We start from the raw sequence: 13,511 nt of genomic DNA on the forward strand, positions 1-13,511 counted from the left end.
TCCCGTTAAAAACTGTTCCTGCGCTGCCAGAGCAGTAGCAAAAAGAATGGTCCACCAATCAGTGAGATAACGATTCCCGCAGGGAGTTGCAAAGGCAAAAAAGCCAAACGACCAATGCTATCCGCCAGGATGACTAACAACGCCCCCGATACGGCGCTCCCCAGCAGTAATGTCGTCTGCCCGCCACGTAGAATAAAACGTGATATATGGGGTGCTATCAATCCGACAAAACCGATGTTACCAACACACGAAACGCAGACGGCTGTCAGGATTATGGGTGCGGCGACACGTAACAACGCCAGACGAGAACTATTCACCCCTAACCCGGTTGCAACCTGATGACCAAGCAGAGCGATATCTGCCGTCCTGGCGGTGAACAGCAATAAAAGAGCGGCTGGCAACATCCAACAGGCTGAAATACCGACTAACATCCAGTTAGCTGCATGCAGGCTTCCCGATAACCACATCAATGCAGTTTGTACATCTCGAACATCTGCAGTGGTCATAAATACACCGATACCGGCGGCGAAAAACCAGGAAACACCAATACCAATCAGAACAAATCGCGGGCGGGAAATATCGCGCGCACAAAAAATCACGATTAAAGCCACCAACAAGCCACCAGCAAGACCAGCCACTGGACGCCAGAACATTCCCAGCATTGGAAACTGGAAAATCAGCCACAGCACCGCCACGCTACATCCTTCTTTGACGCCGATTAAACCAGGATCGGCAAGGCCGTTACGCGCAATGGATTGCATCGCGGCCCCCGCCATACCTAACATGGCTCCGCATAGCAATGCCATGATGACTCTCGGCAAGCGAATATCCTGCACAATATAACGTGCGTCTGTGCTTACGTTTTCTGGAGCAAACAACGCTCGTCCTACTTCCGATGCCGGGACAGAAAAAGAACCATGCATCAGACCGAATATCAGTATTCCAACCGCAAACAGAAACAGCCCACCAAGCAACACCAGATTTTTAGGGCGTACCAGTGTCGAAAACTTACCAACACGTAGTGGACGTAGCCCGACGTTCATTATCCGACTCATTTGAACATCCTCGTCGCCATAATGACAAAAACAGGCGCACCAACTAACGCCGTCATGACACCGGTCGCTAACTCATGGGGCGTGAAAAGCGTCCGGGCAATAATATCTGCCAGTAATAACAAAAGCGCGCCGACACAAGCTGAAAGAGGGAGCAGAACGCGCAGATCCGCTGATACCAGACGCCTGACAATCTGCGGTACTAGCAGACCGACAAAACCAATGGGGCCAGCAATCGATACGGCTGCGCCACAGAGCAACGCGATCGCAAGCAGAGTGAATGTTCGCGTGCGGAGTACCGAGACGCCCAGCCCCTGCGCCATGCGATCACCCAGTGCCAACATGTTAAGAGAGGGCGCAAGGTAAATGGCTAACACAACCCCCCCCAGAGAAAACCAGGCGGACGTACCCAGCGTCGCCCAATCCTGCCCCGCTAAATCACCTGCTAGCCATGTCCGCATCGCCAGCAGTGTTTGTTCGTCAAGAATCAGGATTGCAGCCGTTATTGAGGACACGAACGCCGATAGCGCCACGCCGCATAAAGTAACTTTCATTGGCGTTAACCCTGAACGCCCTGCGGAGGAAAGCAGCAATATCAACAGGAACAATAACGCGCCGCCCGTAGATGCCAGCAGTGGGCGTCCAACCGGAAAGGCCAGCCCAAGCGCACTGGCAGCAACGACAGCAAGAGCGGCTCCGGCATTTAAGCCTAAAATATGTGGCTCCCCCAATGGGTTACGAATGACAGCCTGCAACAAAGCACCAGCAACTCCAAGAGAAGCACCGGTAAGCAATGCTGCCGCTAAACGCGGCAAACGGAGGCTTACAATTACGTTGTGATCGAAGTTTTGCGGTTCAAAATGAAGAAATGCCTGCAACACCGTTTGTGGTGCAATAAATCGGGCACCAATCCCTGGATATACCACGCATCCCACCAGCAGTAAGGCGAGGAAAATTACAGTAACCAGCCCTGTGCGCATCATACTTTTTCTACACCACGAAACGGCATGAAGAACGGCTTTCCCGTCAGAGGATTTATTGATGCGTGAACATCAACGTCAAAGACAGCTTTTACCAGCTCAGGCGTGCAATGTTCCCCCTCATTCAACACACGCACCACTTTCCCCTGGCGTAAAAATATCAACGTATCACCATAATTGACGGCAAAATTCAGATCATGCAACACCACGACGACTGTACGCCCGTGATGACGCGTTAAATCATGTAATAACTCAAGAATTTCAACCTGATAACGTAAATCAAGCCAGGTTGTGGGTTCATCCAGCAGGATATAAGGCGTCTTTTGCGCCAACACCATCGCAATCCAGCAACGCTGGCGCTGCCCACCAGAAAGTTTTTCAACAGGTAAATGTGCAAACTCCTGCGTACCGGTTAATTTCAGGGCCTCTTCTACCGCCTGCTCGTCGGCGTCGCTCCATTGACGAATGAAATTCTGCCAGGGAAAACGCCCACGCGACACCAGTTCATAAACGGTTAAGCCCTCCGGCAATAATGGCGACTGCGGCAAGATCCCAAGTCTACGGGATAACGCTTTCGTTGGTTGCTCGTGAATCGCTTTACCATCCAGCAATATCGAGCCGCCCATAGGTTGCAAGATACGTGCAATGGTGCTGAGCAACGTCGACTTTCCACAGCCGTTTGCCCCAACCAGAACGGTCATTTTTTCTGTGGGAACGGAGAAAGAAACACCATCAACAATGATTTTCTTGTGATACCCGGCAGAAACATTGTCGAGGATCAGCCCCTGCCCTTTTGCGTTATGTGCCACGTGTACGCCAACTTAATCAAAGACAAACAAAAATAAAACTCATTCTCCTTTGAGAGTTTGACGCCACAAAATGTAGTAGTCAAGAAGTTAAAAGCCATACAAAAACAAGGTAAATAACAGGTGAAATATTTTTAAAGATAAAAATAAAACCATTAAATATTAATAAATTACCATCAGTTGAATTGCATTAATCTCTCATAAAAACACATGTAGCAATTTTTTGTTATTTCTCATTTACTACTACATCACCGCATGGTTGAATGATTCTCAATTACATATCCGATGGTGAAATAACAAACGGATAGTGCTTAGTGAGCAACAAGAAACAATTTTCACTCACGACAATCCGTGAGTTTTTGGGATAACAGACTAAATGGCTAAGTTCACACCTTCATTCTCAGGAATCAAAGGTCGGGCGCTCTTTTCACTGCTCTTTGCAGCACCAATGATTCATGCAACCGACACTGCAACGACCAAAGATGGCGAAACAATCACTGTTACAGCGGATGCAAATACCGCAACTGAGGCGACCGATGGTTATCAACCTCTGAGCACTTCCACGGCGACATTAACCGATATGCCGATGCTGGATATCCCGCAGGTGGTCAATACGGTTAGCGATCAGGTTCTGGAAAATCAGAATGCGACGACGCTGGATGAAGCGCTTTATAACGTCAGTAACGTGGTACAGACCAATACATTAGGCGGAACTCAGGACGCCTTTGTACGTCGTGGGTTTGGTGCTAACCGGGATGGCTCCATCATGACCAACGGCCTGCGAACTGTACTTCCTCGCAGTTTCAACGCCGCCACAGAACGTGTGGAAGTGCTAAAAGGTCCGGCCTCCACGCTGTATGGCATTCTCGATCCTGGTGGATTGATTAACGTCGTGACCAAGCGCCCGGAAAAAACATTCCATGGTTCTGTCTCAGCCACGTCCTCCAGTTTTGGCGGAGGCACTGGGCAACTTGATATCACAGGTCCCATTGAAGGCACTCAGCTGGCATACCGCCTGACGGGGGAAGTGCAGGATGAAGATTACTGGCGAAACTTCGGTAAAGAGCGCAGTACATTTATTGCCCCGTCACTCACCTGGTTTGGTGATAATGCAACAGTAACCATGCTCTATTCCCATCGGGACTATAAAACTCCGTTCGATCGTGGAACGATTTTCGACCTTACGACGAAACAGCCCGTAAACGTTGATCGAAAAATACGTTTTGACGAACCGTTTAATATTACAGATGGTCAGTCCGATCTGGCGCAACTCAACGCAGAATATCATCTCAATAGCCAGTGGACAGCGCGCTTTGATTACAGCTACAGCCAGGATAAATACAGCGATAATCAGGCGCGTGTTACCGCATATGATGCAACGACAGGAACGCTGACACGGCGTGTTGATGCAACCCAAGGATCTACCCAGCGTATGCATGCTACTCGTGCGGATCTGCAAGGGAATGTTGATATTGCCGGATTCTATAATGAGATTCTGGGTGGGGTGTCATATGAATATTATGATCTTCTGCGCACAGATATGATTCGCTGTAAAAAAGCTAAAGATTTCAATATTTACAACCCCGTTTATGGCAATACCAGCAAATGCACAACGGTTTCGGCGTCGGACAGTGATCAGACGATCAAACAGGAGAGCTACTCAGCGTATGCACAGGACGCGCTCTATCTGACCGATAACTGGATTGCCGTCGCCGGGATCCGCTATCAGTATTACACGCAGTATGCGGGTAAAGGCCGTCCTTTTAATGTCAATACTGACAGCCGCGATGAACAATGGACGCCCAAACTGGGGTTAGTCTACAAACTGACGCCATCGGTATCCTTATTTGCTAATTATTCGCAAACATTTATGCCGCAATCGTCAATTGCCAGCTACATCGGAGATCTTCCACCGGAATCATCTAATGCTTACGAAGTCGGGGCAAAATTCGAGCTGTTCGATGGTATAACCGCAGATATTGCGCTGTTTGATATCCATAAACGTAACGTGTTGTATACCGAAAGTATTGGTGATGAAACCATCGCCAAAACGGCAGGCCGCGTTCGTTCAAGAGGGGTAGAAGTCGACCTTGCGGGAGCATTAACTGAAAACATTAATATCATTGCCAGCTACGGCTATACCGATGCTAAGGTTCTGGAAGATCCTGATTATGCAGGGAAACCATTGCCGAATGTTCCTCGTCATACCGGTTCGCTATTCCTGACCTATGACATTCATAACATGCCAGGCAATAACACACTGACGTTTGGCGGTGGTGGACATGGCGTAAGCCGTCGTTCGGCAACCAATGGGGCTGACTATTATCTGCCAGGCTATTTCGTTGCCGATGCCTTCGCCGCATACAAAATGAAATTGCAGTATCCGGTCACACTGCAATTAAACGTCAAAAACCTGTTTGATAAAACGTATTACACCTCTTCCATCGCCACAAATAATCTGGGGAATCAGATTGGCGATCCGCGTGAAGTGCAATTCACGGTGAAAATGGAATTTTGATCAAAAAAGCCCGGTATACACTTGTATACCGGGCTATGTTTTATTCTTCTGGCGGGAGGATTATCAGACCTCAATCTCCGCCATGTCGCCTTTCTCTTGCAACCAGTTGCGGCGATCTTCCGAGCGTTTCTTCGCCAGCAGCATATCCATCATCGCGTCAGTACGCTGATCGTCTTCATCATCGATAGTCAACTGCACCAGACGGCGAGTGTTCGGATCAAGCGTGGTTTCGCGCAATTGCATCGGGTTCATTTCCCCCAGACCTTTAAAACGCTGAACGTTCGGCTTGCCTTTCTTGCGTTTTAATTGCTCAAGTACGCCCTCTTTCTCTTCTTCCGTCAGCGCGTAATAAACCTCTTTCCCGAGGTCAATACGGTAGAGCGGTGGCAGTGCAACGTAAACGTGACCGTGTTTCACCAATGCGCGGAAGTGTTTTACAAACAAAGCGCAGAGCAGCGTGGCAATGTGCAGACCATCGGAGTCAGCATCCGCCAGGATACAGATCTTGCCGTAACGAAGCTGGCTCAAATCGTCGCTGTCAGGATCGATACCGATCGCTACCGAAATATCGTGCACTTCCTGCGAAGCCAGCACTTCGTCGGAGGAGACTTCCCAGGTGTTAAGGATCTTACCTTTCAGTGGCATGATCGCCTGATATTCGCGATCGCGCGCCTGCTTGGCAGATCCGCCTGCGGAGTCACCTTCCACAAGGAACAGTTCGGTACGGTTAAGATCCTGCGCGGTACAGTCAGCCAATTTACCAGGCAGCGCCGGGCCGCTGGTTAGCTTTTTACGCACCACTTTTTTAGCCGCACGCATACGACGCTGGGCACTGGAAATCGCCATCTCTGCCAGCAGCTCCGCCGCCTGAACGTTCTGGTTCAGCCACAGGATGAAGGCATCTTTCACCACGCCCGAAACGAATGCCGCACACTGACGCGAAGAGAGACGCTCTTTGGTCTGCCCGGCAAACTGTGGATCCTGCATTTTTACTGACAGCACATAGGCGCAGCGATCCCAGATATCTTCCGCCGACAGCTTCACGCCGCGCGGCAGAATGTTGCGATATTCACAGAACTCGCGCATCGCATCCAGCAGGCCCTGACGCAAGCCATTAACGTGCGTACCACCCTGCATCGTTGGGATCAGGTTGACGTAGCTTTCGGTCAGCAGTTCACCGCCTTCCGGCAGCCACAGTAGCGCCCAGTCCACAGCTTCAGTATCACCAGCGAAATTACCGATAAACGGTTTTTCCGGCAGCGTCGGTAAACCGTTTACCGCTTCCGCCAGGTAATCATTCAGACCGTCCTGATAGCACCAGCGCTGTTCGGTGTTGTTGATCTCATCTTTAAAGGTGATCTCAACACCAGGGCACAGTACCGCTTTGGCTTTCAGCACATGTGTCAGGCGTGAAACAGAAAAACGCGGGCTGTCAAAGAAGGTTTCATCCGGCCAGAAGTGCACGCTGGTACCGGTATTGCGCTTACCGCAAGTGCCGACAACCTGTAAATCCTGCACCTTTTCGCCATTTTCAAAGGCGATGTTATAAACCTGACCATCGCGGCGTACGTTAACTTCTACGCGCTTCGACAGGGCGTTAACTACCGAAATCCCCACGCCATGCAGGCCGCCAGAGAACTGGTAATTTTTGTTAGAGAATTTACCGCCTGCATGCAGACGGCAAAGAATCAGTTCAACCGCCGGTACACCCTCTTCCGGGTGAATATCCACCGGCATCCCACGCCCATCGTCAATAACTTCTAACGACTGGTCAGCATGTAAGATTACATCCACGCGTTTTGCGTGACCCGCCAGTGCTTCATCGACACTGTTATCAATAACTTCTTGCCCCAAATGGTTAGGGCGAGTGGTATCGGTATACATTCCCGGACGGCGGCGAACCGGCTCAAGCCCGGTGAGTACCTCAATGGCATCAGCGTTATAAGTTTGCGTCATGGTTTAAGTTAGCAATTCGAGTTGATCGTCAGAGATGGTGCAGACCAAGAAAATCGACGATCGGGTTGAAATAATCTTCGAAGCCCGTGAATGCGTGGTTGCCGCCTTCTATGACAGTCTGGCGGCAGGAAGCGTAGTACGCCACCGCCTGGCGGTAATCCAGCACTTCATCTCCCGTCTGTTGCAGCAGCCAGATCAAATCCGGCGCTTCCAGCGGGTCAATCTGCATGACTTTGAGATCGTAAATATGGCGTGACTCTAGCACATATTGCTGCCCGGTGTAGGGGTTCTCGTTCTGACCGAGATAGTCCGTCAGCAGTTCAAACGGGCGCACCGCCGGGTTTACCACCACTGCGGGCAGCATAAAACATTGCGACAACCAGGTGGCGTAATATCCCCCCAGTGACGAACCGACAATACCCAGCGAATCGCCGCCATGTTCCAGGACAATGGATTCCAGCAGTTCTGCCGCATCGGAAGGATACGGCGGCAACTGCGGGATGATCATCTCAACGCCAGGGTGATGTTCCGCAAGCCAGCTTTTTAACAAGCTCGCTTTTGCAGAGCGCGGCGAGCTGTTGAAACCGTGTAAATAAAGAAGCGTAGACATCAGTAGCCTTCTGAAGCGGTATCAGGTTGGAAACGTGTGTCCGCCAGGCGATGCACCTCGGTGGTCAGCGTGCCATCAGCATGTAACTCGAGAGTACGCCAGCCGGGTGCGATGGTGTCCAGCGTAAAGTTGGAACAGTGCGGCTTAAATTGCACACAGGTCGACGGCGTTGCCAGCAGGCGGCGACCGTTCCAGTCGAGATCCAGCTCCTGATGAATATGACCGCACAGCAAGTATTTGACATGCGGAAACTTCGCCAGCACGGTATCCAGTTCGCCCGCGTTACGCAGGCTGTGTTGATCAAGCCAACTACAACCCGCAGGTAACGGATGATGATGCAGCAGCAGCAACGTATGGCGTTCTGGCGCATCGGCCAGTTTACGTTCCAGCCACTCAAGCTGAAATTCGCTCAGCTCACCGTGCGGCACGCCAAACACCTGGCTATCCAGCAACAGGATTTGCCATTGCTCACCAATAAACACCCGCTTCGCCGGGGAGATACCCGCATCCTGTAACGCGCTGTACATCGCGGGCTGGAAATCGTGGTTGCCCGGCAGCCAGACGCAGGGCGCACGAAAACTTGCGATGCCTTCAGCGAAATGCTGATAGGCCGCAGAGGATTGATCCTGCGCTAAATCACCTGTCGCGACAATCAGGTCGAATTCGTGCTGGTGTGGACGAATCGCCTCCAGCACCGCCTGGTAGCTTTCCCAGGTGTTTACCCCTAACAGGGCTTCGTGCTTTTGTGCAAACAGGTGAGTGTCGGTAATTTGTAAAATCCTGACTCTGGCCTCACCAGCCAGAGGAAGGGTTAACAGGCTTTCCAAATGGTGTCCTTAGGTTTCACGACGCTAGTAAACCGGAATCGCCATCGCTCCATGTGCTAAACAGTATCGCAACCAGTCCGCTAAAAACTGGTTAATTTGATGCTTTTCGTCGCGTTGATGCAACTTTTTATTAGGATAATCATACCGCGCTTTGAAGCGAAAAATCTGCTGGCTTGAACACACTTCAGCCACCATCGCGTCATGATACAGACGCACCGTCATTGACGGAAGGCTCCAGTAACTGATCGCGGGCGCAGTCTGTTCTATTGTCACCAGGGTAGTGTATCGGGTCGATTCCACAATCGTCAGCCGATATTGTGCGTTTGCCACCTGATAGCTTACAGTTTCGCCGGGTGCGTCATTGCGCGGCAACAAACGGCGCAATTGTGAAAAGTTCATCTCGCACAGGCGCATCATTTCAGGAAAGTCAGGTGTGTAACGCTTCATTTATGCCCACTCATTTTTTAACGCTTGATGATGCAACTGCAGCCATTGCAAAGCGATGACCGACGCTGCGTTGTCGATTTTCCCCTCTTCTACCCACTGGTATGCCTGTTCCCGGCTTACCACATGAACGCGAATATCTTCGTTTTCATCAGCCAGACCGTGAATACCGCTTGCGGTCGTGGCGTCCACTTCGCCCACCATAATTGACGAACGCTCACTGGTGCCCCCCGGGCTTGCCAGGAAACTTAACACCGGTTTGGTCCGTTTGACTATCAGTCCCGCCTCTTCAATCGCTTCGCGACGGGCAACATCTTCCACACTTTCACCCTCTTCAATCATCCCGGCAACCATCTCCAGTAGCCAGGGGGTTTTGCTGGTGTCGTACGCGGCAATCCGAATCTGCTCAATCAGCACAACTTCATCACGTACTGGGTCAAAGGGTAGCAAGACTGCGGCGTGACCGCGCTCAAAAATTTCCCGCCGTACCTCATGACTCATTTGCCCGTTGAATAGACGATGACGAAATCTATAAAGATCTAATGAAAAAAAGCCGCGATAAAGTGTTTCTCGTGCAATAATTTCTACATCGTTTTTGCCAAATGTAACGGGCAGGTTGTCTGGCTTAAGCATTGTTAATGTCCTGGCACTAATAGTGAATTAAATGTGAATTTCAGCGACGTTTGACTGCCGTTTGAGCAGTCATGTGTTAAATTGAGGCACATTAACGCCCTATGGCACGTAACGCCAACCTTTTGCGGTAGCGGCTTCTGCTAGAATCCGCAATAATTTTACAGTTTGATCGCGCTAAATACTGCTTCACCACAAGGAATGCAAATGAAGAAATTGCTCCCCATTCTTATCGGCCTGAGCCTCTCTGGGTTCAGTTCGTTGAGCCAGGCCGAGAACCTGATGCAAGTTTATCAGCAAGCACGCCTTAGTAACCCGGAATTGCGTAAGTCTGCCGCCGATCGTGATGCTGCCTTTGAAAAAATTAATGAAGCGCGCAGTCCATTACTGCCACAGCTAGGTTTAGGTGCAGATTACACCTATAGCAACGGCTACCGCGACGCGAACGGCATCAACTCTAACGCGACCAGTGCGTCCCTGCAGTTAACTCAATCCATTTTTGATATGTCGAAATGGCGTGCGTTAACGCTGCAGGAAAAAGCAGCTGGGATTCAGGACGTCACGTATCAGACCGATCAACAAACCTTGATCCTCAACACCGCGACCGCTTATTTCAACGTGTTGAATGCTATTGACGTTCTTTCCTATACACAGGCGCAAAAAGAAGCGATCTACCGTCAATTAGATCAAACCACCCAACGTTTTAACGTGGGCCTGGTAGCGATCACCGACGTGCAGAACGCCCGCGCACAGTACGATACCGTGCTGGCGAACGAAGTGACCGCACGTAATAACCTTGATAACGCGGTAGAGCAGCTGCGCCAGATCACCGGTAACTATTATCCGGAACTGGCGGCGCTGAATGTCGAAAACTTTAAAACCGACAAACCGCAGCCGGTTAACGCGCTGCTGAAAGAAGCCGAAAAACGCAACCTGTCGCTGTTACAGGCACGCTTGAGCCAGGACCTGGCGCGCGAGCAAATTCGCCAGGCGCAGGATGGTCACTTACCGACTCTGGATTTAACGGCTTCTACCGGGATTTCTGACACCTCATATAGCGGTTCGAAAACCCGTGGTGCCGCTGGTACCCAGTATGACGATAGCAATATGGGCCAGAACAAAGTTGGTCTGAGCTTCTCGCTGCCGATTTATCAGGGCGGAATGGTTAACTCGCAGGTGAAACAGGCCCAGTACAACTTTGTTGGTGCCAGTGAGCAACTGGAAAGCGCCCATCGTAGCGTCGTGCAAACCGTACGTTCCTCCTTCAACAACATTAATGCTTCTATCAGTAGCATTAACGCCTACAAACAAGCCGTAGTTTCCGCTCAAAGCTCATTAGACGCGATGGAAGCGGGCTACTCGGTCGGTACGCGTACCATTGTTGATGTGTTGGATGCGACCACCACGCTGTACAACGCCAAGCAAGAGCTGGCGAATGCGCGTTATAACTACCTGATTAATCAGCTGAATATTAAGTCAGCCCTGGGTACGTTGAACGAGCAGGATCTGCTGGCACTGAACAATACGCTGAGCAAACCGGTTTCCACTAACCCGGAAAACGTTGCCCCGCAAACGCCGGAACAGAATGCTATTGCTGATGGTTATGCACCTGATAGCCCGGCACCCGTCGTTCAGCAAACATCCGCACGCACTACCACCAGTAACGGTCATAACCCTTTCCGTAACTGATGACGACGACGGGGCTTCGGCCCCGTCTGAACGTAAGGCAACGTAAAGATACGGGTTATCTGCCGCATTCTTCCCCCTTCTCGCTTCAATTTCGACCAGCCATCCTCTATTCTGATGGGTATTTACCACTGGTCCCGGAAGACAAAAATGAAACGGACAAAATCCATACGCCACGCATCGTTCCGCAAAAACTGGAGCGCACGCCATCTGACACCAGTCGCTCTCGCGGTTGCCACTGTTTTTATGCTGGCTGGCTGTGAAAAGAGTGATGAAACAGTGTCTCTCTATCAAAATGCTGACGACTGTTCAGCTGCAAACCCAGGCAAAAGCGCCGAATGTACCACTGCGTACAACAATGCGCTGAAAGAAGCCGAACGTACTGCGCCGAAATACGCCACTCGTGAAGACTGTATTGCTGAATTTGGCGAAGGTCAGTGCCAGCAGGCACCAGCCCAGGCTGGTATGGCACCAGAAAACCAGGCGCAGGCCCAGCAATCGAGCGGGAGTTTCTGGATGCCGCTGATGGCCGGTTACATGATGGGGCGTCTGATGGGCGGCGGCGCGGGATTTGCACAGCAGCCGCTGTTCTCCTCGAAAAACCCGGCCAGCCCGGCTTACGGTAAATATACCGACGCGACGGGTAAAAACTATGGCGCAGCCCAGCCAGGCCGCACCATGACCGTACCGAAGACGGCAATGGCACCAAAACCGGCGACCACTACTACTGTTACCCGTGGCGGTTTTGGTGAATCTGTTGCCAAACAAAGCACTATGCAGCGTAGCGCAACCGGCACCTCTTCTCGTTCAATGGGTGGCTGATACCGATGGAAAGAGTCAGTATTACCGAGCGCCCAGACTGGCGCGAAAAAGCCCACGAATACGGTTTCAATTTTCACACCATGTACGGCGAACCGTACTGGTGTGAAGATGCTTACTACAAGTTGACCCTCGCCCAGGTTGAAAAGCTGGAAGAAGTCACCGCCGAACTGCACCAGATGTGCCTGAAAGTGGTTGAAAAAGTGATCGCCAGCGATGAGCTGATGACCAAATTCCGCATTCCAAAACACACCTGGAGTTTTGTGCGCCAGTCATGGCTGACTCACCAGCCATCGCTTTATTCGCGTCTTGATCTGGCGTGGGATGGTACTGGCGAACCTAAACTTCTGGAAAATAACGCCGATACGCCAACGTCACTGTATGAAGCCGCATTCTTTCAGTGGATCTGGCTGGAAGATCAGCTTAACGCCGGTAACCTGCCGGAAGGCAGCGACCAGTTTAACAGTCTGCAAGAAAAGCTAATCGATCGCTTTGTCGAGTTGCGTGAACAGTATGGCTTCCAGTTGCTGCATCTCACCTGCTGTCGCGACACGGTGGAAGATCGCGGAACCATTCAGTATTTGCAGGACTGCGCGACAGAAGCTGAAATCGCTACTGAATTCCTCTACATCGACGATATCGGTTTAGGCGAAAAAGGTCAGTTCACGGATTTACAAGATCAGGTGATTTCTAACCTGTTCAAGCTGTATCCGTGGGAATTTATGCTGCGTGAGATGTTCTCCACCAAGCTGGAGGATGCAGGCGTACGCTGGCTGGAACCGGCGTGGAAGAGCATTATCTCCAACAAAGCGCTTCTACCGCTACTGTGGGAGATGTTCCCGAATCACCCGAACCTGCTGCCCGCTTATTTTGCGGAAGATGATCATCCGCAAATGGAAAAATATGTGGTTAAACCGATCTTCTCCCGTGAAGGCGCAAACGTGTCGATCATTGAGAACGGCAAAACCATTGAAGCAGCGGAAGGTCCGTATGGCGAAGAAGGGATGATTGTTCAGCAATTCCACCCGTTACCGAAATTCGGCGACAGCTATATGCTGATTGGTAGCTGGCTGGTGAACGATCAACCTGCCGGAATTGGCATTCGTGAAGACCGTGCGTTGATCACCCAGGATATGTCTCGGTTTTATCCACATATTTTTGTTGAATAGCCATGATACCGGAT

At 50.9% G+C, this 13,511-nt stretch carries 12 protein-coding genes; 4 read left to right on the plus strand and 8 right to left on the minus strand.

Features of this window, described 5'->3' with window-relative positions:
* Positions 1-5: 5 nt before the first annotated feature.
* Genes ACJHXB_RS02285 through ACJHXB_RS02295 form a run of 3 tightly spaced genes read right to left on the minus strand, consistent with a single transcriptional unit; the run spans position 6 to position 2,841 of the window.
* Positions 6-1,043, minus strand: a complete 1,038-nt coding sequence (locus tag ACJHXB_RS02285) for a FecCD family ABC transporter permease (RefSeq protein WP_122997214.1) — start codon at positions 1,041-1,043, stop codon at positions 6-8.
* An 8-nt stretch (positions 1,044-1,051) separates the two neighbouring features.
* On the minus strand, positions 1,052-2,035 hold the full coding sequence (locus ACJHXB_RS02290; protein WP_097446937.1) for a FecCD family ABC transporter permease: 984 nt from the start codon (positions 2,033-2,035) through the stop codon (positions 1,052-1,054).
* Positions 2,032-2,841 carry an ABC transporter ATP-binding protein gene (locus tag ACJHXB_RS02295; protein WP_000940874.1) on the minus strand — a complete coding sequence of 270 codons (810 nt, stop codon included), beginning with the start codon at positions 2,839-2,841 and terminating at the stop codon, positions 2,032-2,034. Before ACJHXB_RS02295 ends, ACJHXB_RS02290 begins: the two co-directional genes overlap by 4 nt.
* Positions 2,842-3,214: 373 nt before the next feature.
* Here ACJHXB_RS02295 and ACJHXB_RS02300 point away from each other — a divergent pair, with 373 nt between their 5' ends.
* On the plus strand, positions 3,215-5,356 hold the full coding sequence (locus tag ACJHXB_RS02300; protein WP_001051702.1) for a TonB-dependent siderophore receptor: 2,142 nt from the start codon (positions 3,215-3,217) through the stop codon (positions 5,354-5,356).
* A gap of 63 nt (positions 5,357-5,419) precedes the next feature.
* Here ACJHXB_RS02300 and parE read toward each other — a convergent pair whose 3' ends face one another.
* The 5 genes from parE to nudF are packed head-to-tail and all read right to left on the minus strand — an operon-like array spanning position 5,420 to position 9,826.
* Positions 5,420-7,312: a DNA topoisomerase IV subunit B gene (gene parE / locus ACJHXB_RS02305; protein ID WP_000195296.1), complete on the minus strand. Its 1,893-nt coding sequence runs from the start codon at positions 7,310-7,312 to the stop codon at positions 5,420-5,422.
* Between the two features lie 28 nt (positions 7,313-7,340).
* Complete coding sequence (yqiA, locus tag ACJHXB_RS02310; RefSeq protein ID WP_000105742.1) at positions 7,341-7,922, minus strand: esterase YqiA; 582 nt, start codon at positions 7,920-7,922, stop codon at positions 7,341-7,343.
* Positions 7,922-8,749, minus strand: coding sequence for a 3',5'-cyclic-AMP phosphodiesterase (gene cpdA, locus ACJHXB_RS02315; RefSeq protein ID WP_000444747.1), 828 nt, complete (start codon positions 8,747-8,749; stop codon positions 7,922-7,924). Before cpdA ends, yqiA begins: the two co-directional genes overlap by 1 nt.
* Before the next feature lie 24 nt (positions 8,750-8,773).
* Positions 8,774-9,196, minus strand: coding sequence for a DUF1249 family protein (locus tag ACJHXB_RS02320; protein ID WP_000833393.1), 423 nt, complete (start codon positions 9,194-9,196; stop codon positions 8,774-8,776).
* Positions 9,197-9,826 (minus strand): ADP-ribose diphosphatase, encoded by a 630-nt coding sequence (gene nudF / locus ACJHXB_RS02325; RefSeq protein ID WP_000917124.1) that lies wholly within the window; start codon positions 9,824-9,826, stop codon positions 9,197-9,199. It abuts the gene before it with no gap.
* A 204-nt stretch (positions 9,827-10,030) separates the two neighbouring features.
* Between nudF and tolC the strand changes: the two genes are divergently transcribed.
* The 3 genes from tolC (at position 10,031) to ACJHXB_RS02340 (ending at position 13,497) form a co-directional block, all read left to right on the plus strand.
* Entirely contained in the window at positions 10,031-11,512 is a 1,482-nt protein-coding gene (gene tolC / locus ACJHXB_RS02330; RefSeq protein WP_000735280.1) for an outer membrane channel protein TolC, read from the plus strand.
* A 147-nt stretch (positions 11,513-11,659) separates the two neighbouring features.
* On the plus strand, positions 11,660-12,331 hold the full coding sequence (locus tag ACJHXB_RS02335) for a DUF1190 family protein (protein ID WP_000831534.1): 672 nt from the start codon (positions 11,660-11,662) through the stop codon (positions 12,329-12,331).
* A gap of 5 nt (positions 12,332-12,336) precedes the next feature.
* A complete protein-coding gene (locus ACJHXB_RS02340) occupies positions 12,337-13,497 on the plus strand; it encodes a glutathionylspermidine synthase family protein (protein WP_000442860.1) in 1,161 nt (386 codons plus the stop codon).
* Positions 13,498-13,511: the final 14 nt, after the last annotated feature.

It is taken from the genome of Escherichia sp. WS3227_2 (assembly GCF_046486495.1).
Lineage (GTDB): Bacteria > Pseudomonadota > Gammaproteobacteria > Enterobacterales > Enterobacteriaceae > Escherichia > Escherichia coli.

Coding starts and splice junctions, on each gene's coding strand:
- nudF (WP_000917124.1), bottom strand. CDS start 9,826: ATGCTTAAGCCAGACAACCTGCCCGTTACATTTGGCAAAAACGATGTA.
- ACJHXB_RS02300 (WP_001051702.1), top strand. CDS start 3,215: ATGGCTAAGTTCACACCTTCATTCTCAGGAATCAAAGGTCGGGCGCTC.
- parE (WP_000195296.1), bottom strand. CDS start 7,312: ATGACGCAAACTTATAACGCTGATGCCATTGAGGTACTCACCGGGCTT.
- yqiA (WP_000105742.1), bottom strand. CDS start 7,922: ATGTCTACGCTTCTTTATTTACACGGTTTCAACAGCTCGCCGCGCTCT.
- tolC (WP_000735280.1), top strand. CDS start 10,031: ATGAAGAAATTGCTCCCCATTCTTATCGGCCTGAGCCTCTCTGGGTTC.
- ACJHXB_RS02340 (WP_000442860.1), top strand. CDS start 12,337: ATGGAAAGAGTCAGTATTACCGAGCGCCCAGACTGGCGCGAAAAAGCC.
- ACJHXB_RS02290 (WP_097446937.1), bottom strand. CDS start 2,035: ATGATGCGCACAGGGCTGGTTACTGTAATTTTCCTCGCCTTACTGCTG.
- ACJHXB_RS02335 (WP_000831534.1), top strand. CDS start 11,660: ATGAAACGGACAAAATCCATACGCCACGCATCGTTCCGCAAAAACTGG.
- ACJHXB_RS02320 (WP_000833393.1), bottom strand. CDS start 9,196: ATGAAGCGTTACACACCTGACTTTCCTGAAATGATGCGCCTGTGCGAG.
- ACJHXB_RS02285 (WP_122997214.1), bottom strand. CDS start 1,043: ATGAACGTCGGGCTACGTCCACTACGTGTTGGTAAGTTTTCGACACTG.